This window comes from Ammoniphilus sp. CFH 90114 (genome assembly GCF_004123195.1).
Taxonomy (GTDB): Bacteria; Bacillota; Bacilli; order Aneurinibacillales; family RAOX-1; genus YIM-78166.
Window position 1 is genome coordinate 385,198 of the sequence record NZ_SDLI01000002.1, and the last position, 22,302, is coordinate 407,499.

Consider the following 22,302-nt stretch of genomic DNA (forward strand, 5'->3'; position numbering starts at 1 on the left):
ATCAAATAATGGATAAACTCCTTAGGTTTTACTACTTTATTTATAAAAGGTGAGAGAATGAAAACCTTATCGGATGTTTTGCAAGCCGCAAAAGAGTCTCCATGCTTAAGAGTTTCGGTAGCGGTTGCTGAGGATGCTGAAGTGTTGCAATCCGTAGCTTCTGCTGTGAGAGAAGATATTGCTCAATTTTTGCTCTTTGGGAATAAGGAGCGAATACGCGAAATTGCAGAACAGGAATGCATCTCATTAGAAGGCGCAGAGATCGTGAATACGAGAGATCCCATGAGGGCCTGTCGTGACGCTGTTGCCTCGGTCAATAAGGGGGATGCTGATGTTGTGATGAAAGGGATGGTCTCGACAAGGGATATCTTAAAGTCCGTATTGGATAAGGACGTAGGGCTGCGGTCAGGTAAGGTGCTTAGCCATGTAGCTGTCTTTGATATGCCCCGTTATGATCGGTTTATATTCTTATCTGATGCGGCAATGAATATCGCTCCGACATTAGACCAAAAGATACAAATTATCGAAAACTGTGCTCAAGTATGTCGGGCACTAGGGGTCATGAGACCGAAGGTAGCCTGTGTAGCAGCGGTGGAGACCGTAAACATGGATATGCAGGCCACTGTGGAAGCGGCTTTGTTGAGTAAAATGGCTGAGCGAGGTCAGATCAGAGGAATCGATATCGATGGTCCACTTGGCCTCGATAATGCCGTTTCCATAGAAGCAGCTAAGCACAAAGGGATCACGGGAAATGTAGCAGGAAATGCAGATGTTCTCCTTGTACCGGATATTGAATCTGGAAACATTTTATATAAATCTATGGTGTATTTCGCAGGCGCCAGGGTAGGAGGCATGATTGCTGGAGCTAAGGCACCGATTATTGTCACATCACGTGCCGACACGCATGAATCCAGGTTGTACTCTATTGCTTTAGCGTGTGTTACCGCTTATCACACTTACAATCAAGGGATCATGAGACGATTGATTCATACATGAGGAGGAGAAGCAATAAATGATTTTTGAGTACATGGAGAAGTACGACTATGAACAGTTAGTTTTTTGCCAAGATAAGAACTCCGGGTTAAAAGCAATTATTGCTATTCATGATACAACGTTGGGCCCAGCTTTAGGCGGTACCAGAATGTGGACCTATGCGACGGAAGAGGAAGCAATTATTGATGCTTTGCGCCTTGCAAGAGGGATGACATATAAAGCGGCAGCATCGGGACTTAACTTGGGCGGGGGGAAAACGGTCATTATCGGTGACCCTAGGAAAGATAAAAACGAAGAGATGTTTCGAGCCTTTGGACGATTTATTCAAGGGTTGAATGGGCGCTATATCACTGCCGAGGATGTGGGCACAACGGTAGCTGATATGGATCTCATTCACATGGAGACAGAATATGTTACAGGGGTATCCCCTGCTTTTGGAAGCAGCGGCAATCCCTCCCCTGTTACAGCCTTCGGTGTATATCGCGGAATGAAGGCGGCTGCTAGAGTTGCATTCGGCACTGACAGCCTTGAAGGAAAGACCGTGGCCGTACAAGGTGTGGGGAATGTTGCCTACCATTTATGTCGCTATCTTCATGAAGAGGGGGCTAAGTTAATTGCAACGGATATAAACCAGGATAACGTCTATCGGGTAGTCCAAGAATTCGGCGCTCAGGCTGTTGGTGTTCAGGATATCTATGGCGTTGAATGTGATATTTTTTCTCCTTGTGCCCTTGGAGCGATCATTAATGACGAAACGATTCCACAATTGAAGGCTAAAGTTATCGCTGGTGCAGCCAACAACCAGCTCAAAGAAGATCGGCACGGGGATATGATTACAGAGATGGGGCTTATTTATGCTCCTGATTATGTTATTAATGCAGGAGGACTCATCAACGTAGCGGATGAATTGCTGGGCTACAATAGAGATCGGGCTCTTAAGAAGGTAGAGACGATTTATGACAATATATTAAGGGTATTTGAGATTGCGAAGCGTGATGGAATTCCTACGTATAAAGCAGCAGACCGATTAGCTGAAGAAAGAATGGAATCGGTGAAGAGATCGCGCAGCACCTTCCTTCGAAACGAAAGAAACATTCTTAATCGCACGATTCGTTAATAGCTCTTGTGCGTGGGAAGAGGAGTGAACAAATAGGAGATGCGTAACGTCATTCGACTACTGGTCATAAATCCTGGCTCTACTTCAACGAAGATCGGCATTTACGACAATGAAAAGTGCATCATTGAAGAAACACTAAGGCATGATGCGGAAACTCTAGACCCATTTCCACGCATTATGGACCAATACTCTTTTCGCAAGCAGGCCATCTTAGATGCGCTCAGCGAGAAGGGAATGAATATCATGAAGCTTAATGGAGTCGTTGGGCGAGGCGGAGTATTGCATCCCGTTCCCGGCGGAACTTATCGGATCAATCCATCCATGCTTGAGGATCTAAAGTCTGCGAAATATGGAGAACACGCATCCAACCTAGGAGCGCTCATTGCTTTTGAGATCGCTGATTCCCTTCATATCCCTGGCTTTATTGTAGACCCTGTTGTGGTTGATGAGATGGATGATATAGCTAGGTTATCCGGTCACCCTCATTTTCAGAGGAAGAGCATTTTCCATGCCCTAAATCAAAAAGCGGTTGCAAGAGAGGTTGCAAACGACCTAGGAAAGCGTTATGAAGAACTTCAAGCTATTGTCGCTCATCTGGGTGGCGGGATCTCCATTGGTGCTCATCGTAGAGGCAGGGTCGTTGATGTTAATAACGCTTTGGCTGGAGAGGGGCCATTTTCACCTGAGAGAGCAGGCACATTGCCTGTTTCGGATATCGTGAAGGTATGTTATTCAGGGAAGTACACAATGGATGAAGTAATGAGATGGCTTGTAGGCCAAGGTGGATTAGTCGGGTATTTAGGTACGAATGACGCGAGAGTAGTCGAGGCTCGAATAGCTTCGGGTGATCCTAAAGCAACACGGGTCTATAAGGCTATGGCGTATCAGATCTCTAAGGAAATTGGCGCCTTAGCTACTGTCTTGCAAGGCCATGTAGATGTCGTGATCCTTACTGGTGGCCTTGCGTATAGCCGTCATCTCATGCAATGGATAGAGAGCCAAGTGCGTTGGATTGCTCCCGTTACTATCGTGCCAGGAGAAAATGAATTGCAAGCGCTTGCGCAAGGAGGGCTTCGGGTTTTAAGAGAGGAAGAGCAAGCATTGGAATACCCAGGCCATGTCCAACGTATAGAAGAAGTAATTGAAAAATAAGAGAGGTGTATGGGGGATGTCAGCAAATGAATTTGATTTGGTTGTATTAGGAGGAGGCACCGGTGGCTATGTTTCTGCAATTCGTGCTAGTCAGCTCGGTATGAAAGTGGCAGTAGTAGAGAAAGACAAATTGGGTGGTACTTGTCTGCATCGGGGATGCATTCCAAGTAAAGCACTCCTCCGTTCAGCTGAAGTCTACCATACTATGACTCGAAGTAATGAATATGGCATAGAGATCGAAGGTTTAGCCGCTAACTTTAGAAAAATGCAGGAGCGTAAGCAGAAGATTGTGGATCAGTTACACAGAGGTGTTCAACAACTAATGAAAAAGGGGAAGATTAGTGTCTTTCATGGGGAAGGGCGAATTATGGGTCCTTCCATTTTCTCCCCGCAAGCAGGCGCTGTGGCTGTAACGAAGAAGGATGGAGATTCAGAGATTCTCGTACCCAAGTATCTCTTAGTGGCTACAGGTTCAAGGCCGAGAACCCTACCAGGGCTTGATATAGACGGTGAGTACGTGTTAACAAGCGATGAGGCGTTGCAACTTGAGCAATTGCCAAAGTCTATCATCATTGTCGGCGGTGGAGTGATAGGAATTGAGTGGGCCTCCATGTTAAATGATTTGGGTGTTGAGGTGCAAATCGTAGAGTTTGCTGAACGGATTCTTCCTCTAGAAGATGCGGATATTAGCAAGGAAATGGCCCGATTACTGAAAAAGAGGAAAATAACCATCCACACAGGTGCAAGAGTATTACCGGAATCTCTGACTAAAGGGGATAATGGCGTGTCCATCAAGGCTGATAAGAAGTCTGGTAGCTTAGAAATTCATGCGGAAAAACTGTTGATCTGTGTCGGTCGGATGGCGAATGTGGAAAACATCGGTTTAGACAACACAGACGCAAAAGTAGAAGGTGGCTATATCCAGGTTAATCCATATTTTCAGACTGCTGAGAACCATATCTATGCTATAGGTGATGTTATTGGTGGACTGCAGCTGGCTCATGTCGCTTCTCACGAAGGGATGAAGGCTGTAGAGCATATGGCTGGACTCGATGTCTCCTCCTTGGATTATAGTAAGGTACCTAAAGTAACCTATAGCCGACCTGAAGTAGCCAACGTTGGTCTAACCGAAGAGGAGGCTAAAGTAAAAGGATTAAGCGTGAAAACCGGTGTTTTCCACTTTCGAGCAATCGGGAAGGCTCTGGTTCATGGGGAATCTGATGGGTTTGTTAAATTGATCTCAGATGAAAAGACAGACGATCTTATTGGTGTGCATATGATTGGTCCCCATGTTTCTGATTTAATCGCAGAAGGAGCACTAGCTACTGTATTAAATGCCACTCCTTGGGAAATTAGCCATACCATTCATCCTCATCCTTCCTTGTCAGAAATCATGGGAGAAGCTGCACTGGCTCTCAATGGTAAAGCCATTCACTCGTAACGATAAAACTTCGTCAAGCCTAAAGGAGGATCAAATATGAGTAAGAACAGGCATCATGAGTTAGGATTATCTGACGAGCAAGTTAGGCAAATGTATTACTATATGTTGTTGTCTCGAAAAGTAGATGAACGGATGTGGCTTCTTAATCGAGCTGGAAAAATCCCTTTCGTTATCTCCTGTCAAGGTCAGGAAGCGGCCCAAGTCGGAGCGGCATTTGCCTTTGATAAATCGAAGGATTATATCTGCCCTTACTATCGGGATATGGGTGTCGTTACTGTATTTGGGATGACAGCTCGAGAACTCATGTTATCTGCTTTTGCAAAGCTTGAGGACCCCAATAGTGGAGGACGTCAGATGCCGGGACACTTTGGTTCAAAAAAATATCGTATTTTAACAGGTTCAAGTCCTGTCACTACGCAGGTTCCCCATGCAGTGGGCATGGCTCTCGCCGGCCGGATGGAGGGCAAGGACCTTGTGGTATTCACCTCTTTTGGCGAGGGTTCCAGCAACCAGGGTGATTTCCATGAAGGGGCCAATTTTGCTGGGGTTCACCGTTTACCTGTTATTTTCTTCTGCGAGAACAATAAATATGCAATTTCCGTTCCCTTATCGAAACAAGTAGCTTGCGAGAGCATTGCAGATCGAGCAAAAGGCTACGGTTTTCCTGGTATCAGTATAAACGGAAATGATCCATTAGAGGTCTACAAAGCTACGAAGCAAGCTGTGGATCGAGCTAGAAATGGGGAAGGTCCAACCTTAGTTGAAGCTGTAACGTATCGGTTGGTCCCTCATTCCAGCGATGATGATGATCGTGCTTATCGTTCACGTGATGAAGTAGAAAAAGCCAAAGAAAGGGATCCGCTCTTACTTTTCAATAGATACTTAAAGGAAACAGGGGCTCTTGACGAAGCCATGGAAAACGTCATTCATGACCGAGTGGCGAAGGAAGTAGATGAGGGGACGGAATACGCAGAAAATGCACCTTATCCAACACCTGAAAGCACGCTTAACCACGTCTATAAGGAAAAAGCTTAACGCCAACCCCTAAGCGAATGGAGTGCTAAGCATAAAGGAGGAGAAGGTATGCCAGTCATTTCCTATATTGATGCCGTGACGCAGGCCCTGCGTGAAGAAATGCAACGGGATAAAAAAGTGTTCATTTTGGGGGAAGATGTTGGAGTTAGGGGAGGGGTATTTCGTGCTACACAAGGACTCTATGAAGAGTTTGGGGAGCAGCGTGTGATCGATACACCTTTGGCTGAGTCAGCCATCGTAGGGGTAGCTATTGGTGCAGCTGCCTACGGATTGAAGCCTGTAGCGGAGATTCAGTTTGCCGATTTCATCATGCCTGCTGTAAATCAAATTGTAAGTGAAGCAGCGAAAATGCGATATCGTTCAAACTCGGACTGGAACTGTCCATTAGTCATTCGTGCACCTTATGGAGGGGGTGTACATGGTGCGCTCTATCACTCGCAAAGTGTAGAAGCCATGTTTTGCAACACACCGGGTCTTAAAGTCGTGGCCCCTTCTACTCCCTATGATGCAAAGGGGTTACTAAAGGCTGCTATCCGCGATGAAGACCCCGTTCTCTTCTTTGAACATAAGCGTTGCTATCGCCTTATTAAGGGAGAAGTACCAGATACAGATTATACGCTTCCCATCGGAACTGCGGACGTAAAACGAGAAGGAGAGGACATTACGGTCATTTCTTACGGATTAACGCTTCATTTCGCCCTTCAAGCTGCAGAAAAATTAGAAGCAGATGGGTTTAGTGCTCATATTTTAGACTTGCGTACACTTTATCCGTTAGATAAGGAATCCATTGTGCAGGCTGCGAGGAAAACGGGGAAAGTGCTTATTATCCACGAGGATAACAAAGAGGGAGGTGTAGGAGCTGAGGTATCCGCCGTGATTGCTGAAGAATGCTTATTCGAATTGGATGCCCCGATCAAGCGCCTATGTGGTCCCGATGTACCGGCTATGCCATATAGTCCCCCCATGGAAAAATTCTTCATGTTAAATCCCGATAAAGTGTACCTTGCTATGAAGGAATTGGCTCAATTCTAACGTTCACAAGGAGGTTCGTATGGCGGAACAAGTGTTAATGCCCCAGCTTGGTGAGAGTGTGACTGAAGGCACTATCTCAAAGTGGCTAGTCAAAGTAGGGGATAGGGTAAATAAATATGAGGCTCTTTGCGAAGTGAATACCGATAAGGTAAACGCGGAAGTCCCGTCCACGTTAAGCGGCATTATTACACAGATTGTCATTCCGGAAGGGGATACGGTAGCGGTAGGTACACTGATATGCTATATTTCCACAAACGGAGAAGAAGCTATAGAGAAAACAGATGAGAAAGTGAAGACTGATCCCCATACTACAGCAAGAGTTGGTTCTGAGGAATCGATGAAGCAACGGTATTCTCCAGCGGTTCTGAAGCTAGCTCAGGATCATCATATAGATTTAGGCAGAATTCAAGGAACGGGAGCTGGAGGTAGAATCACACGAAAGGACGTGCAAGCGGTCATTGATCAAGGAGGAGGCCAACAAGACCTTGACGTTAAGTCGATTGCTAACGAACCGGCTTTATCCCCTCAGGTTGAATCTGCTGTCATCACGAAGAAAGCATCTGATGCTATGCTCAGAGAAGGTGACGAGGTTCTACCTTTAACCGGTGTCCGTCGCACGATTGCCACCCGCATGGTTCAAAGCAAACACGATGCTCCACATGCATGGACCATGATAGAATGTGATGTCACGAATCTGGTGAAATGGCGAAATGAAGTCAAGGATGACTTTAAGAAGAGAGAAGGCTTTAACCTTACTTTTTTGCCTTTCTTTATAAAGGCCGTGGTAGAATCGATAAAAGAGTTCCCCATTATGAACGCTGCGTGGGGTGGAGATAAAATCATAATCAAGAAGGCCATTAACATTTCTATAGCTGTGGCGACTGACGATGCTCTTTACGTTCCAGTTCTTCGCGACGCGGACCAGAAAAGTATTTATGGCCTCGCTAAGGCTATAGATGAATTAGCCCGGAAGACTCGAGCGGGTAAGCTAACCATAGAGGATATGGCAGGGGGTACCTTTACTTGCAATAATACTGGCTCATTCGGATCTGTCCTGTCTGCTCCTATCATTAATCAGCCTCAAGCGGCCATTTTGAGTATGGAATCCATAGTAAAGAGACCTGCCGTTATCGATGAGAGTATGATCGCGATTCGTGATATGGTCAATCTATGCTTGTCATTGGACCATCGCATTCTTGATGGACTGGTGTGTGGAAGATTTCTGCAGAGTGTGAAGACGAAACTAGAAGCCTATGGACCAGGTACGAAGATTTACTAAGAAGAGCTTCTATTGGAGTCTGTCAGAATACAAGCTTTTCACTATCGGGATTCGTTAGCAATAATGCAGATTAAATTAAAACAGGACTTCTTCCAACATAACAGTTGGGAGAAGTCCTGTTTTTGTGATTTTAACTGCGAATTTTGATGTGATTATAGTTGTAATGCCCTTGCTTGCGCCCTAAACGGAACCCGTTACGCTTAGACGTAAGCTTTAATAAAAAAATCCTACACCCATAATGAGGGTGGATAGCAACATGGTCACAATAATTAAATAGACGACCATCTTTATATACTTCTTTGGAATCATATTAACCTCCTATACTAAGCCCTTTCGCTGAAGGCTTATTGTCTACTGATTTCTTCGAGATTTCCCTAGAAATGCTCAGAATGATACCCATACTAATCATACAGATTAATAGGGAGGTTCCCCCGTAACTAATAAAGGGGAGCGTCACACCTGTAATCGGGATGATCCCGGTAACTCCACCAATATTAATAAAGGTCTGAATCGAAATCATACTGACGACACCAATTCCAACAAGCTGAGCAAAAGTATCTTGACACTTCAATGTGATATGAATAATTCGCCATAAGAATAAAACAAAAAATAAGATAAACACAAGGCATCCAACCAAACCAAATTCTTCAGCTATTACGGCAAAGATAAAATCAGTTTGGGGATAAGGTAAATATAAGTATTTTTGAATACTCTTGCCGAACCCTACACCGTAATAAGATCCATGCGCAATCGCGTACAAAGACTGAATCAGCTGGAATCCGGTTCCTAGGCCGTTCATGCCGTCATTCCAAGGATCTAGGAAGGTCGTGATCCTAGTCAGACGATACGGAGTTGTGATGACCAACAGCAGGGCTGCCACGGCAACTGGAATACAGAGGGTTGCTAATTGCTTCAAATGCGCGCCCCCTGCAAATATAACAGCTAAAGCACTGGCAAAAAGGATAAAGCCACCACCAAAGTCATGCTCTGCAATCGCAATAAAAAAAGTACCACTGACGATAAGGGCCGGGAAGAGACCTTTCTTCCATGTACGGAACTTGTCCCCTTTTTTTGCAATCAGACCGGCTAAGTAGATAATTAATCCGAGCTTAGCAAATTCCGCTGGTTGAAAGGAAAAGGAACCTAATCTCACCCAGCTGCGTGCCCCGTTAATCACCACACCAAGTGGGGTGTAAACGAGAAAGAGCAAACAAAAAGAAAGGATAACGATGATAGGAAAATTTTTTTTATAGAACGTATAAGGGATGTTCATGGTCACTAGCATCATGATGGATCCAAGGACAGCCCAAGTGACTTGTTTCTTAACAAAGTAGAGACTGTCGCTATAATTGGGATCGTTATAAGCAAGTATATAACTAGCGCTAAAGACCATGAGTATGCCGAATCCGACTAAGGCTAATGTCATGAAAAGTAAAAGGAAATCAGGGATCCCACGTGATTTGGGCATGCGAGCAACACCTATTTTTTAGTTTAATTACCAATCCTAGAATACTATTATAGTACGTTTACATGGGGCCTGTAAACAAAAGTAGGCAGAGAAAACAGCAGGACTTTTCTTGAAAGTCTAGAACAAATATATAAATTAACATAGTAGAGGGGCTGTAATTATGTCTGTTAAACCGCCAAAGCAGATCGAGCATATTGGTATTGCAGTTAGAAGTCTTGAGGAATCTGTTCCATTTTATACTGAATTGCTCGGCTTAAAGCTGCTTGGGTATGAAACGGTGGAAAGTGAAAAGGTTCGCGTGGCCTTCTTAGAAATCGGAGAGACTCGTCTAGAACTGTTAGAAGCGACAAGCCCGGATAGCCCCATTGCCCAATTTATTGATAAAAAAGGAGAAGGGATTCATCATATTGCGTTACAGGTAGATAATTCGGTTGAGCGTTTACAAGACCTTAAAGAAAAGGGAATCCGATTAATTCACGAAGTGCCAAAGCCTGGTGCTCACGGCAATTTAGTCGCTTTCTTACATCCTAAATCAACAAATGGGGTATTGTTAGAGCTCTGTCAGCCGGGAAAGGATGAGCATCATCGGAATGGCGAGTAATGGAAATTCAAGAAGTAGAAAGCTATAATAATGGGATAGTATAGAACATGCTTTTTCTATAATCTAAGGAGGATACATAATGATTAACCCTGAGAGATTACTTCAAGAGTTCATGGAACTTGTACAAATTGATAGCGAAACCAAATACGAAAGAGAAATTTGTGATGTACTTAAAGATAAACTTACAGCTCTTGGTTTGGAAGTTATTGAGGATGATACTACATCCATTACAGGTCATGGGGCTGGGAACCTCGTCGCGACATTGCCAGGGAATGTAGAAGGACCAACCATCTACTTCACTTGTCATATGGATACCGTTACACCTGGGAAAGGAATTAAGCCAAGTGTGAAGGACGGGTATGTCGTATCTGACGGTACAACCATTCTCGGGAGTGATGACAAAGCCGGAATTGCAGCGATACTAGAAGGGTTGCGTGCCTTGAAAGAGCAGAATACAACTCACGGGACTATCCAATTATTAATAACAGTTGGGGAAGAGTCAGGTTTAGTTGGAGCAAAAGCGTTAGACTCATCCCTCCTGAAAGCGGACTACGGGTTTGCCTTGGACAGCAATGGTAAAGTGGGAGATATTATTATTGCAGCACCAACTCAAGCGAAGATTAAGGCAGTTGTTCATGGGAAGGCTGCTCATGCAGGGGTAAATCCTGAAAGCGGAATCAGTGCTATTCAAGTAGCTAGCCGAGCGATTATGAGAATGCCATTGGGTCGAATTGATGAGGAAACAACAGCGAATATCGGGATCATTCAAGGGGGGCAAGCGACGAACATCGTCTGCCCAAGAGTAGATGTATTAGCTGAGGCACGCAGCATCGTCCCAGAAAAAATGGAGGCCCAAGTAGAAAAGATGAAAAAAGCCTTCGCTGATGCTGCAGAAGAATTCAACACGGAAATCGATGTAGATGTTCAGGTGATGTACCCAGGATTTAAATTTGGAGAAGAACACCTTGTGACACAGAAAGCGATGGAGGCGGTCAAGAGAGTAGGACGTAGCCCTCGTTTGTTATCTAGTGGCGGCGGAAGTGACGCGAATGTGGTAGCTGGATTTGGCATCCCGACTGTAAACATGGCCATTGGTTACGAGGAAATTCACACCACCAACGAGAGAATGCCGATTGAAGAGTTAAATAAAGCAGCAGAATTAGTTGTTGCGCTAGTACAGACAGCTATAGAGGGATAAGGGAAAATGAGGGCCTCAAACAGCAGTAATGAGGCCCTTATATTCCAGAAATGCCGCAATCTTAGATCACCTAATCCTGCGTCAATTTATTGTAATCATGTAAAGTGTACGGTTCAATAATTTCAAAATCGCCGTAGCCTAAATTGATATCTATATATCTGTCTGCATCTACCATGTCCACTTCCTGCCCAGGATCCCCTTCCTCACCGTCCCCCTCCAACTGATAGTGCTCCATAAAGCCTGGAGGCATTGATTCACCTTCCTGAAAGCTCCCTCCTAGGCCGTTTAAAATTTCATAGGCGGCAATCCAGTTCTCCTCATTCGTCATTACTTTCATTTGGGTGCCGTCGATGGTCACTTGATTGAATCCCGCGCTTACTAAATATTCCTTTGCCCGTTCTGCTTCCGTAGTGGATGTGAAATTAGTGTGAATGTGTTGGTCCATGTCATCATAACCTCCATGTAAGAAGTATTAAATTAAATGTTCCCTAATTTATATGGGCTTATGACGGAGGAGTCTTATGATACAAACTGCTCATGGAATAGTTACAGATATTATTCGAAGTAAAGATGAGATTCAAGAAGTTTACGTAGATATTAATGGCAAACGTGAAAAAGCCATCAATTATCCGTTGATAACAGGGGTATCAGCAATTGGGCATCGTGTTGTGGTAAATACGACGGCAGTAGCATTAGGGTTAGGCACCGGAGGATATCACTTTATTATGCATAACCTAGATAGTGAAATAAATAGTTCGATCAAGGTTAGTCACCATATTATGAAATTAAGATATACTCCCCACCAACTCGCAACCGGTTCTTGTGAAGAACAAGGGAGTCCCTATCACGAAAAGTTTCTTCAACATCAATCAATAGAAGGGATGCCTGTTCTAGTAGGTGGTCTACATAGTATGCTGCCTATTGTGGTTACATATATTAAGAAAATAGACCCGTCCCTACGCATCGCTTATATTATGACAGATAAGGCCTCTCTTCCGATGGCATTTAGTAAGCACGTGGAACGACTAAATGAAAATGGCTGGCTGGATGGAACGATTACCATTGGTCATTCTTTTGGTGGAGACTTGGAGGCCGTGAATATTTATACGGGACTTCTAGCAGCAAAACATATACTTCGAGCGGATATCACCTTGGTTTTAATGGGGCCAGGAATAGTTGGAACAGGCACTCCTCTTGGATTCTCAGGAATGGAACAAGTAGAGATTCTCCATGCAACCCATACCTTAAAAGGATTACCAGTGTCGATACCACGAGTGGGAGAAGCGGACTTACGCAAAAGGCATCAGGGGATTAGTCACCATACCTTGACGGTACTTCAACATACGCTGGCTCCTGTATACGTACCGATCCTAGAGGATGTTGCCTCGAAGAGCGATACTTCAGCCTCTTTGCATCGATGGATCCGCGGAAACAGGGAAAAAATTCACCGATTAGAGGCGTGCTTAAGTCAATATCCTTATGCTATTACTACGATGGGGAGGTCCTTCCAGGACGACCCGTTGTTTTATGAGTCGGTAGGGTTGGCTGCTGATTTTGCCATGTTTATTCAACGCGCAGAAGCTAGTGTCCTTTCTGATTCAGAAGCTCTTGGAGTGTTATGGAAAGCTTCGACCATTCCTTAAGTTTCTCACGAATTTCCCAAACTTTCCCTGAAAGGCGAATTGTATTAGAATGGTAATAAATCTTCATAAATGACTCCTCCTATTACATGGGGATATGAGTTTTATTAATGACAGCGCCAAGGTTTCTATGAGCATATGAACTGAAAGGACAAGCTAGAACTGAAGGAGGATCTACCATGAGCAAATTTAATGAAAAAACAGTAAAAAGCGATGTGATTTTTGAGGGGAAAGTGATTACTCTTCAAGTAGACGAAGTGGAGCTGCCTAACGGAAAGCTGGCAAAACGCGAGATCGTCCGGCATCCAGGAGCTGTCGCCGTGATCGCGATTACGCCCGAGAATCGAATGATTATGGTTAGGCAATTTCGCAAGCCTTTAGAGAAAACGATCTTAGAGATACCTGCAGGAAAGCTAGAAAAGGGAGAAGAGCCATTAGTTTGTGCGGAGCGAGAACTTATCGAGGAAACGGGCTATAGGGCAGAGGAAATGAAGTTTGTTAGCTCTTTTTACACATCGCCAGGATTTGCCAACGAAATCATTCATATTTATGAGGCTAGTGGCCTTGAGTCTGGGGATGCACAGCCAGATCAAGATGAGTTTGTAGATCTCGTGGAAGTCACACTGGAGCAAGCATTTGAGTATATTCAAAGTGGCGATATTATTGATGCAAAAACGATATTTGCCATATACTACTGGGAAAATACTTTATTAAAGAGGTAAGTGGGATGAGAGAATACTTTTCAGACCTCCATATCCATATTGGCCGTACCTATAAGGGGAAGGCTGTCAAAATTACCGCATCCAAGACTTTGACCTTTTCTAGGATCCTTGAAGAAGCGGCTGATCGGAAGGGCTTAGATATGGTTGGCATTATTGATATGCACTCCCCAGAGGTGCTAGAGGAGATGGCCGATTTGATTCAGGCCGGCCTTGTCCAAGAGTTGCCAAGAGGAGGTCTGAGATATAAAGACACCACGATTATTTTAGGAAGTGAGGTGGAACTGCGATTTGAAACTCGTGGAACCGCCCACTTCCTCGTTTATTTTCCTACGGTCAGAGACATGAAGGAATTTTCCTCTTGGCTAGCTAAACGAGTTAAAAATATTCAACTTAGCACGCAACGCGCCTATACAACGGCACAAGAGCTGCAAGATCGGGTTTCCCTAGGGGAGGGATTCATGATTCCTGCCCATATCTTCACTCCTTTCAAAAGTATATACGGTAACTGTAGTTCATCGATGGAGGAGCTGTTGGATACTTCTCGCATTCCAGCAGTGGAACTAGGATTAAGCTCTGATTCGGAAATGGCAGATTGTTTATCTGAATTGGCTAATAAGACTTTCGTTACAAATTCAGATGCTCATTCCTTACCCAAAATCGCACGGGAGTACCAAAAAATGCAAATGCAGGAGTGCTCCTTCAAGGAATTATTCATGGCTTTGTTGCGAGAGGATGGCAGAAAAGTCACTGCCAATTATGGGTTGCATCCTAAGTTAGGGAAGTATCATATGACGAGGTGCGCCAGATGTGAAGAGCTGGTTCGGGAGCATGCAGAAGGAAGATGTCCCTATTGCGGACATCTTCAACTCATAACTGGGGTATATAATCGCCTGATCGAAATTGCGGATCGTGTAACACCCGTCCATCCCCCTCATCGGCCAGCTTATATTCATCAGGTGCCATTGGAATTTATTCCTGGCTTAGGACCGAAGAAGATGGAGGAGCTGCTTTTCCACTTCAAGACGGAAATGAATATCCTGCATGTTGCCAAACAGGAGGAATTGGCATCGGTCGTAGGAGAAAAAGTCGCGAACCTGATTCTAAAAAACCGTTCAGGAGAAATGGTGCTTGAAGTTGGCGGAGGAGGCCGCTACGGAAAAATCCTTTCCTAAGTTTATTCATATCTGTTTGTCCGTTCGCATACAGTGAATATATAAACCAACAGATACAGCGGATTTTTGGGAGGTATAGGATGCGGCAAAGTAAATTTGGACAAACTATACAATTGCATCTTAGGGAAAACCTTTCTCTCTACCTATTCATTATTGTCCTCTTTACCATGGGGGTAAGCTTTGGCTCTGTTATTGTAAACTCCTTGTCCCTCACACAAAAGCAAGAGCTGTCAGGATATCTTGGGGAGTTTTTTCAAGTAATGCATCAGGGAGCGGATACGAATCCTCGAATAGCTTTCCAACATTCCATAGGGGACCATCTGAAATACATTGGGTTCATGTGGATTCTAGGGTTATCTATTATTGGGCTTCCAGTGATTCTGGTTATGGTGTTTCTCAAAGGATTAGTAATCGGCTTTACCGTAGGGTTTCTCGTGAACCAATGGAGCTGGAACGGCCTCGTACTCGCGGGTTTGTCCGTTCTTCCGCAAAACCTTATCGCGATTCCAGCCATTATTATTGTAGGCACGGCTGGCATCTCCTTTTCTCTTCGGCTGATACGTTCTCGATTTTTAAGGAGAGGGGAGCCTATTTACCAACATTTCCTCCGATACTCGGCGTTGATTGTATTCATGGGAGTTCTACTGAGTGTGAGTTCCATGTTCGAAGCTTTTGTTTCTCCCCAGATCATGAAGCAAATTGTCAGCCATGTTATGAAATGATAGAGTCTTGCCCATGAGCAAATTTCATATTTGACTTCTTTTACGTGCCTCTTCTATAATGGATGAAGTGATAACCGAGTACTTGTGGCCGGATAGGACGACAAATAGACAATGGCGTTCAAGTTGTGGGGAGGAATAGACGTGGAAGAAAGAATAGACCGGATTAAACAACAATTGCATTCACATGGATATAAACTGACACCCCAGCGGGAAGCCACGGTCAAAGTTTTATTGGAGAATGAGGAAGATCATCTTAGTGCAGAAGATGTGTATTTGCTTGTTAAGGAGAAGGCCCCTGAAATTGGCCTCGCTACCGTCTATCGAACATTGGAATTATTGAGCGAGCTTAAAGTCATTCATAAAATAAATTTTGGAGATGGTGTAGCGAGATACGAGTTCCGAGCAGAGAACCAGGCACACCACCATCACCATCTTATATGCGTACAATGCGGTACAGTGGATGAAATTGAAGATGATCTGCTCGATGAGGTTGAAGAAATTGTAGAAAGAGACTTTAACTTTAGAATTACAGATCACCGCTTAACTTTCCATGGGGTATGTCATCGCTGCCAAGGTGAAGCGGAATAGAAATGTGAAGGGAATCGCCTAGCGATTCTTTTTTTGTTTCTAATATGTATAATTCGCCCATAATAGGAATAAAAATGAATCAATCTTGTCCGAAAGGAATTGGGCGGTGGGTTATGTTTATATCTTTTCGAAGATTATTTGAAGGAGTCAGACTGATTATCATCTTTGTCGTAACGACGTTTATCTTTTTTAGTGTAATATCCTTTTTCTCGGATGTAATAAAACCAAGCAATCCTTATAGGAAGCCAGAAGGAAGGGCGGTGAAGGTGATGAAAGTGGAAGATCACCTGTATCCCAGAACAGAATATGGAGCGATTGAAAGGCTCAAATTATTCTATTGGTACGGAGAATGAGAAAATCCGAAGGTCATGCAGGAAAATAAAAGAGGGAAGTGGAATACTTCTATTAGAAAATGTTGCACTTATGCAGATAAAGAATGCGAGACATCTAACAAATTCTAATCTGCCAATAAAGGAGAACCGCAATGGAAACATGGTTGAATCAGTTTATGACCTACCTGCAAACAGAGAAAGGACTTGCTAAGAATTCGATAGACTCTTATCGCAGAGATCTTCTTCTCTACGTTGACTTCCTGGAATCCAAACATGTTTTCGACCTGAAAAAAGTAAAGGAAGACGATCTGACTCAGTTTCTTTATTACCTAAAAGAGAAGGGTCGAGCTGCCTCTACTATCTCTCGGCACTTGGCATCCATTCGATCCTTTTATTCATATTTGCTAAGAGAACAAGTTTTATATAGAGATCCTACTATTCATCTTGAATCGCCGAAGGTAGAGAAGAAGCTACCTAAGATTTTAACCGTAAACGAGGTTGAACGATTAATGAGCTCGCCTGATCTTCATGATCCGGCAGGATTAAGAGATAAAGCAATGCTTGAACTTCTCTATGCTTCAGGAGCTAAGGTGTCTGAGATGTTAGCCGTTGATCTGGAAGAGGTTAATCTAGAACTTGGCTATGTCAAGTGTACGAACAAGAATCGCGAGAGAATTATTCCTCTTGGGAAATATGCCATTGATACACTAGGGAGTTATTTACTAAAGGGAAGACCTGGATTTATTAAGGATAAGGATGAACAAGCGTTATTCCTGAATCAACAAGGAAAGAGACTGTCTAGACAAGGGTTTTGGAAGCTGATTAAGAAGTATGCCGACAAGGCGAATATTAGTAAGGACATTACGCCTCATACGTTAAGACACTCCTTTGCTGCTCATCTCCTAGAGAATGGAGCAGATTTAAGGTCGGTCCAAGAAATGCTGGGTCATGCCGATATCTCCACTACACAAATCTATACACAAATTACCAAGCCGAGGCTTCGGGAAGTCTATTCAAAGGCACACCCAAGGGCTTGAATATTTCGCTCTTCGGAAGAGACCTAGGTGTGGGTCAATCGTTTCGATTCCGAGCGTTTTTTTGTCTGCCTGGACAAGAACATTTATAATGTTCTTTTTCGGTAAAATGTGAATGAGTTGGGGAAAATGAAAAAAGTAAATATGATTTGTTCAGGGGGTAAAACAGATTGTTTAGTCGTATTTTTTTAATTGTATTAGATAGCGTTGGCATTGGCGAGTTGCCTGATGCTGATCAGTTCGGGGATAAAGGTTCTCATACGTTAGGTCATATTGCTGAAAAGATGAATGGACTAAAAGTTCCTAATATGCAAGCATTGGGACTAGGAAACATCGAACCGCTTCTAGGAATTGAAGCCCTGGCGGCGCCACAAGCGCACTACGGCAAGATGGCTGAAGTATCAGTAGGCAAGGATACGAGCACGGGGCATTGGGAGCTCATGGGCCTCAAGGTATCTACTCCTTTTCATACATACCCAAATGGATTTCCAGCAAAATTGATTGAGGCCTTTTCTAAGCGAATTGGTCGTGGTGTATTAGGAAACAAGCCTGCTTCAGGTACAGAGATCATTGAAGAATTAGGAGAGGAGCATGTAAACACAGGGGATGTCATTGTGTATACATCAGCCGACTCGGTCTTTCAAATTGCTGCCCATGAAGAAGTCGTTCCTCTAGACGAGCTTTATAAAATTTGTGAAGTGGCTAGAGAGCTTACAATGGAAGATAGCGATTTTCCTGTATTAAGAGTCATTGCTCGTCCCTTCGTAGGTCAAGCTGGTCAATTCAAACGAACAGCCAACCGCCGAGATTATTCGTTAAAGCCACCAGGAAAGACCGTGATGAACAGCCTACTCGAAGCCGGGTATGATTCCATTGCCATAGGTAAAATCTCAGATATCTATGCGGGTGAAGGAGTTAGCGATTCTGTAAAGACCAAGGACAATATGGATGGTGTGAATAAACTGCTTGAGGTAATGGAGAGGGATTTTAAAGGTCTTGCTTTCTTAAACCTAGTTGACTTTGATGCCTTGTTCGGACATCGCCGAGACCCTCTGGGTTACGGACAAGCACTTGTTGAGTTTGATGAGCGACTGCCAGAAATTCTAGGGAAGTTAAAAGAGAACGACTTACTCATTCTCACCGCGGACCATGGCAATGATCCTGTGCATCCGGGAACGGATCATACAAGGGAATATGTTCCCATCCTTTGTGTTCATCCTGGAATGACCCAAGGAGAGAATTTGGGTATTCGTGAGACCTTTGCTGATATTGGTGCTACAGTAGCAGAAAACTTTGGCATTACGAAGCCGGAAATTGGTAATAGTTTTCTTAAGAACCTAGGAGGATTATAAGATGCAAACTATAGAGCAAATTCAGGAGACAAAAGAATATATTCTTGCCCAACTTCATGAGGCTCCAGAGATCGGACTTATTCTCGGGTCGGGTCTCGGCGTACTTGCTGATGAAATTGAAAATCCTATTGCGATCCCTTATCATGAGATCCCTCATTTCCCCACCTCCACCGTGGAAGGACATAAGGGGCAACTGGTTATTGGACAGTTGAACGGAAAGCTGGTCGTGGCCATGCAAGGTAGATTCCATTATTACGAGGGGTATTCTCTAGATACGGTGACTTTTCCTGTACGGGTTATGGCGGCGATAGGGGTTCAGAAAATCTTAGTTACAAATGCCGCAGGTGGAATCAATACGAGCTTTGAACCTGGGGAACTGATGCTTATTGAAGATCACATCAATATGACAGGTAGAAATCCGCTGATCGGTCCACATGACTCGAGGTTGGGCGTACGATTCCCAGATATGTCAGAGGCCTACTCTAAAGAGCTTGTTCAATTAGCTGAACAAGTAGCGAAAGAGCAAGGGATTGAAGTGAAAAAAGGAATATATGCAGGGTTAACGGGACCTAGCTATGAAACCCCGGCTGAGATTCGGATGTTGCGTATGCTTGGTGCAGATGCTGTGGGAATGTCTACGGTGCCGGAAGTCATAGTGGCGCGCCATAGCGGGATGAAGGTTTTGGGAATATCTTGCATAAGCAATATGGCTGCAGGAATATTGCCTCAGCCGCTTACTCATGAAGAGGTAATGGAAACCGCAGAAAAAGCCAAAGAAAAATTTTTAGGGTTAGTAAAAGGAATTGTGAAAGAATTATAGCGTAGATAATTCCTGCGAATATCGAAGAATATTGCCAATAATGTTAATGAAAACGTGCACTTCTAGCTCTGAGGTGCACGTTTTTTATCTCGATCGTAAAGTTCTAAGATTCAGAGAACTAATATTTATTCGTGTGACATCGCTTACATTCAGATGAAACAAAAGTTTTGTTTTTTGATATTAAGTAAAAATACAGTTATATGAATTTATATAAAATCAGGATTGGTTCTATTTATTTTTTTTACGAAATGCGTAGAAATTATTGAAGAAAATGATATAATCGTATTTATGCGCGGGGGCCCTCAAAACGTTAAGGATAACAGTGGAGAAATAATGATGAAAAAACTAGATCGTTTAGACTTTGAAATCTTGCAGTTGTTACAAGAGGATGGACGCCGTTCCTATACGGAAATGGCTCAATTGCTAGAGGTGAGCGAAGGGACAATACGAGCTCGCATTAACAAGATGCAGGAAGAAGAAGTGTTTGAATTTATCATCCATACCAATCCGAATAAAGTAGGGTTAAACGTTCAGGCCATTATTGGAATTAAGACACAATTAGGACTGCAAGAACGAGTAGCCGTTCAATTAAGAGATTTTCCTTCTGTACGTTTTATCGGAGCTTTCTCAGGACGCAATGATCTGATTATTCAAGCTTACTTCCGTTCGAATGACGAGTTGGTTTTATTCGTAAACCATGACCTCTCCAAGATTGAGGGTATCATTTCTGCCGATGTATCCATCGAGTTAAAACAGTACAAGGATTCTTTCTCTTTTATCAGACCGGATGATTGTGACGACTAGTTACCCGATTTGATGCGAGATGAAGTATAAACACAAACAAAAATCATTAGGGGGTACTCACAACATGAAGAAACAGACGTTGGTTAAGTTAATGTCTACAGCTATGGTTTCAAGCCTAGTGTTGACAGCATGTGGAGGCGGAAGCACAGCTCAGCCATCCACTGACAAGCCCGCAGATCAAGGTGCGACAGAAGAGAATAAGGCACCTCAAGTATTGCGTCTAAACATCAACAGCGAACCTCCTACGCTCGATCCAGGTCTTGCTGAAGATAGTACTTCCGGAACATTAATTCGCCAAATGTTTGAGGGTCTTACTCGTATTGGAGAAGATGAAAATCCTCATGAAGCAGCAGCTGAAAAAATTGAGGTTTCCGAAGACCTTAAGACTTACACTTTCACCATCCGTGAAAATGCAAAATGGTCTAACGGTGACCCTGTAACTGCTTATGACTTCGAATATGCGTGGGAGCGCGTCCTTGCTCCAGAAACAGCAGCAAACTATGCTTACCAGCTCTATGTAATTAAGAATGCGGAGAAATTTAACAAGGGCGAAATCAAGGATGTAAACGAAGTTGGAATTAAAGCTACTGATGAGAGAACATTGGTTGTAGAATTAGAGAATCCAACTCCTTACTTCCTAGAATTGACTGCTTTCTACACTTATATGCCTGTTAATAAGAATATTGTAGAGGCTAACAAAGATTGGGCGAATGATGCAACGGATAAGTATGTATCAAACGGTGCATTTAAATTAGATAAGTGGGAACATAACAATATTGCTGAAATCGTGAAGAATGATCAATATTGGGATGCTGATAAAGTTCAACTTGACCGTATTACTTTTGCTATGATTGAAGATCATGCTACAGCATTCAACATGTTTGAGAATGGGGAATTGGATTGGGCTGGTGCACCAACATCTGACCTGCCAACTGATGCGATTCCGACACTTAAGGACCAAGGTAGATTAAATATCTATCCAATTGCAGGAACTTACTGGTATAAATTCCAAACGGAAAAACCACCATTTAACAATGTTAAGATGCGTAAAGCTTTTGCTTATGCAATGGACCGTCAAACCATCATTGACAACGTTACGCAGGCAGATCAAATCCCTGCAATGGGTGCGGTTCCTCCAACCATGGGACTTAAGAATGAAGGCTACTTCAAGGATAACGACTTAGAAACTGCTAAGAAATTATTTGATGAAGGACTTCAAGAGCTCGGGATGACCAAGGAAGAATTGGACGTTACACTAAGCTACAACACAAGTGAAAGTCACCAAAAAATAGCTCAAGCTATCCAAGACCAATGGAAGAAAGCATTTGGTATTGACGTGAAACTTGAAAATATGGAATGGAAAGTATATCTAGAAGAAATGCATAGCGGAAACTACCAAGTTGGACGTATGGGATGGTTGGGAGACTTTAATGATCCAATCAACTTCTTAGAACTTTACAAAGATAAGTACGGCGGAAACAACGATACCTTATGGGAAAATGCTGATTTCCAACGTTTACTAGGCGAATCTGCAGTTGAAGCTGATCCAGATAAGCGTAAGCAAATTCTAGCTCAAGCTGAACAAATTCTGATGGATGAAATGCCAATTGCACCAATCTATTTCTACACCAAATCTTATGTGAAGGATGACAAAGTAAAAGGCGTCCTTCTACATGGTTTGGGAGATGTAGACTATAAGTACGCTTATATTGAATAATCTAGACTGGTAATTCTTTAGTGTTGATCTAAGATGAATGAACATGATAGAGTAATTGAGCGAGTGTTCAGGATCCGCTTAGA

Annotated in this window: 24 protein-coding genes; 20 read left to right on the forward strand and 4 right to left on the reverse strand. The window is 43.4% G+C overall.

The features are described 5' to 3' along the window. Window positions 1-57 precede the first annotated feature (57 nt). The 7 genes from EIZ39_RS06630 to EIZ39_RS06660 are packed head-to-tail and all read left to right on the forward strand — an operon-like array spanning window position 58 to window position 8,049. Window positions 58-996, forward strand: coding sequence for a phosphate butyryltransferase (locus tag EIZ39_RS06630; protein WP_129198711.1), 939 nt, complete (start codon window positions 58-60; stop codon window positions 994-996). 16 nt (window positions 997-1,012) lie between these two features. Beyond that, a complete protein-coding gene (gene bcd, locus EIZ39_RS06635) occupies window positions 1,013-2,110 on the forward strand; it encodes a branched-chain amino acid dehydrogenase (RefSeq protein ID WP_129198713.1) in 1,098 nt (365 codons plus the stop codon). 39 nt (window positions 2,111-2,149) lie between these two features. Next, a complete protein-coding gene (gene buk, locus EIZ39_RS06640; protein ID WP_129198715.1) occupies window positions 2,150-3,262 on the forward strand; it encodes a butyrate kinase in 1,113 nt (370 codons plus the stop codon). A 16-nt stretch (window positions 3,263-3,278) separates the two neighbouring features. Then, a complete protein-coding gene (lpdA, locus tag EIZ39_RS06645) occupies window positions 3,279-4,703 on the forward strand; it encodes a dihydrolipoyl dehydrogenase (protein WP_129198717.1) in 1,425 nt (474 codons plus the stop codon). Window positions 4,704-4,739: 36 nt separating this feature from the next. Further along, entirely contained in the window at window positions 4,740-5,738 is a 999-nt protein-coding gene (locus EIZ39_RS06650; protein WP_129198719.1) for a thiamine pyrophosphate-dependent dehydrogenase E1 component subunit alpha, read from the forward strand. Between the two features lie 48 nt (window positions 5,739-5,786). Continuing rightward, complete coding sequence (locus EIZ39_RS06655) at window positions 5,787-6,770, forward strand: alpha-ketoacid dehydrogenase subunit beta (protein ID WP_129198721.1); 984 nt, start codon at window positions 5,787-5,789, stop codon at window positions 6,768-6,770. A gap of 19 nt (window positions 6,771-6,789) precedes the next feature. Continuing rightward, window positions 6,790-8,049 (forward strand): dihydrolipoamide acetyltransferase family protein, encoded by a 1,260-nt coding sequence (locus tag EIZ39_RS06660; protein WP_129198723.1) that lies wholly within the window; start codon window positions 6,790-6,792, stop codon window positions 8,047-8,049. A 213-nt stretch (window positions 8,050-8,262) separates the two neighbouring features. On the opposite strand, the gene prli42 is transcribed toward EIZ39_RS06660, so the two are convergent. Both prli42 and ftsW read right to left on the reverse strand, forming a co-directional pair. Then, entirely contained in the window at window positions 8,263-8,358 is a 96-nt protein-coding gene (gene prli42, locus EIZ39_RS26435) for a stressosome-associated protein Prli42 (RefSeq protein ID WP_164984941.1), read from the reverse strand. A 1-nt stretch (window position 8,359) separates the two neighbouring features. Continuing rightward, a complete protein-coding gene (ftsW, locus tag EIZ39_RS06665) occupies window positions 8,360-9,517 on the reverse strand; it encodes a putative lipid II flippase FtsW (RefSeq protein WP_129198725.1) in 1,158 nt (385 codons plus the stop codon). A 160-nt stretch (window positions 9,518-9,677) separates the two neighbouring features. Between ftsW and mce the strand changes: the two genes are divergently transcribed. Then, window positions 9,678-10,118 carry a methylmalonyl-CoA epimerase gene (gene mce / locus EIZ39_RS06670; RefSeq protein WP_129198727.1) on the forward strand — a complete coding sequence of 147 codons (441 nt, stop codon included), beginning with the start codon at window positions 9,678-9,680 and terminating at the stop codon, window positions 10,116-10,118. Window positions 10,119-10,197: 79 nt separating this feature from the next. Continuing rightward, entirely contained in the window at window positions 10,198-11,316 is a 1,119-nt protein-coding gene (locus EIZ39_RS06675; protein WP_129198729.1) for a M20/M25/M40 family metallo-hydrolase, read from the forward strand. Between the two features lie 70 nt (window positions 11,317-11,386). Here the strand turns inward: EIZ39_RS06675 and EIZ39_RS06680 are convergent, their stop codons facing one another. Further along, on the reverse strand, window positions 11,387-11,761 hold the full coding sequence (locus tag EIZ39_RS06680; protein ID WP_129198731.1) for a hypothetical protein: 375 nt from the start codon (window positions 11,759-11,761) through the stop codon (window positions 11,387-11,389). A gap of 76 nt (window positions 11,762-11,837) precedes the next feature. On the opposite strand from EIZ39_RS06680, the gene EIZ39_RS06685 reads away from it, so the two are divergent. Continuing rightward, complete coding sequence (locus EIZ39_RS06685; protein WP_129198733.1) at window positions 11,838-12,959, forward strand: DUF3866 family protein; 1,122 nt, start codon at window positions 11,838-11,840, stop codon at window positions 12,957-12,959. Here the strand turns inward: EIZ39_RS06685 and mciZ are convergent. Then, window positions 12,898-13,026 carry a Z-ring formation inhibitor MciZ gene (gene mciZ / locus EIZ39_RS06690; RefSeq protein WP_129198735.1) on the reverse strand — a complete coding sequence of 43 codons (129 nt, stop codon included), beginning with the start codon at window positions 13,024-13,026 and terminating at the stop codon, window positions 12,898-12,900. The genes EIZ39_RS06685 and mciZ overlap by 62 nt on opposite strands. 109 nt (window positions 13,027-13,135) lie before the next feature. On the opposite strand from mciZ, the gene EIZ39_RS06695 reads away from it, so the two are divergent. From EIZ39_RS06695 to EIZ39_RS06740, 10 genes are all read left to right on the forward strand, one after another. Then, the gene (locus EIZ39_RS06695) at window positions 13,136-13,678 is read left to right on the forward strand and encodes an NUDIX domain-containing protein (protein WP_129198737.1); all 543 of its coding nucleotides are present in this window, start codon (window positions 13,136-13,138) and stop codon (window positions 13,676-13,678) included. 5 nt (window positions 13,679-13,683) lie between these two features. Beyond that, on the forward strand, window positions 13,684-14,850 hold the full coding sequence (locus tag EIZ39_RS06700) for an endonuclease Q family protein (RefSeq protein ID WP_129198739.1): 1,167 nt from the start codon (window positions 13,684-13,686) through the stop codon (window positions 14,848-14,850). Between the two features lie 80 nt (window positions 14,851-14,930). Beyond that, the gene (gene spoIIM / locus EIZ39_RS06705; RefSeq protein WP_129198741.1) at window positions 14,931-15,572 is read left to right on the forward strand and encodes a stage II sporulation protein M; all 642 of its coding nucleotides are present in this window, start codon (window positions 14,931-14,933) and stop codon (window positions 15,570-15,572) included. A 141-nt stretch (window positions 15,573-15,713) separates the two neighbouring features. Further along, the gene (fur, locus tag EIZ39_RS06710; protein WP_129198743.1) at window positions 15,714-16,160 is read left to right on the forward strand and encodes a ferric iron uptake transcriptional regulator; all 447 of its coding nucleotides are present in this window, start codon (window positions 15,714-15,716) and stop codon (window positions 16,158-16,160) included. 113 nt (window positions 16,161-16,273) lie between these two features. Next, entirely contained in the window at window positions 16,274-16,513 is a 240-nt protein-coding gene (locus tag EIZ39_RS06715; RefSeq protein WP_164984942.1) for a DUF4227 family protein, read from the forward strand. A gap of 131 nt (window positions 16,514-16,644) precedes the next feature. Continuing rightward, window positions 16,645-17,529 (forward strand): site-specific tyrosine recombinase XerD, encoded by an 885-nt coding sequence (gene xerD, locus EIZ39_RS06720; protein ID WP_129198747.1) that lies wholly within the window; start codon window positions 16,645-16,647, stop codon window positions 17,527-17,529. A gap of 167 nt (window positions 17,530-17,696) precedes the next feature. Then, a complete protein-coding gene (gene deoB, locus EIZ39_RS06725) occupies window positions 17,697-18,878 on the forward strand; it encodes a phosphopentomutase (RefSeq protein ID WP_129198749.1) in 1,182 nt (393 codons plus the stop codon). Between the two features lies 1 nt (window position 18,879). Continuing rightward, entirely contained in the window at window positions 18,880-19,698 is an 819-nt protein-coding gene (locus EIZ39_RS06730) for a purine-nucleoside phosphorylase (RefSeq protein ID WP_129198751.1), read from the forward strand. Window positions 19,699-20,034: 336 nt separating this feature from the next. Next, window positions 20,035-20,502 (forward strand): Lrp/AsnC family transcriptional regulator, encoded by a 468-nt coding sequence (locus tag EIZ39_RS06735; RefSeq protein WP_129199151.1) that lies wholly within the window; start codon window positions 20,035-20,037, stop codon window positions 20,500-20,502. A 64-nt stretch (window positions 20,503-20,566) separates the two neighbouring features. Further along, window positions 20,567-22,219, forward strand: a complete 1,653-nt coding sequence (locus tag EIZ39_RS06740) for a peptide ABC transporter substrate-binding protein (protein ID WP_129198753.1) — start codon at window positions 20,567-20,569, stop codon at window positions 22,217-22,219. The last annotated feature ends 83 nt before the right edge of the window (window positions 22,220-22,302 follow it).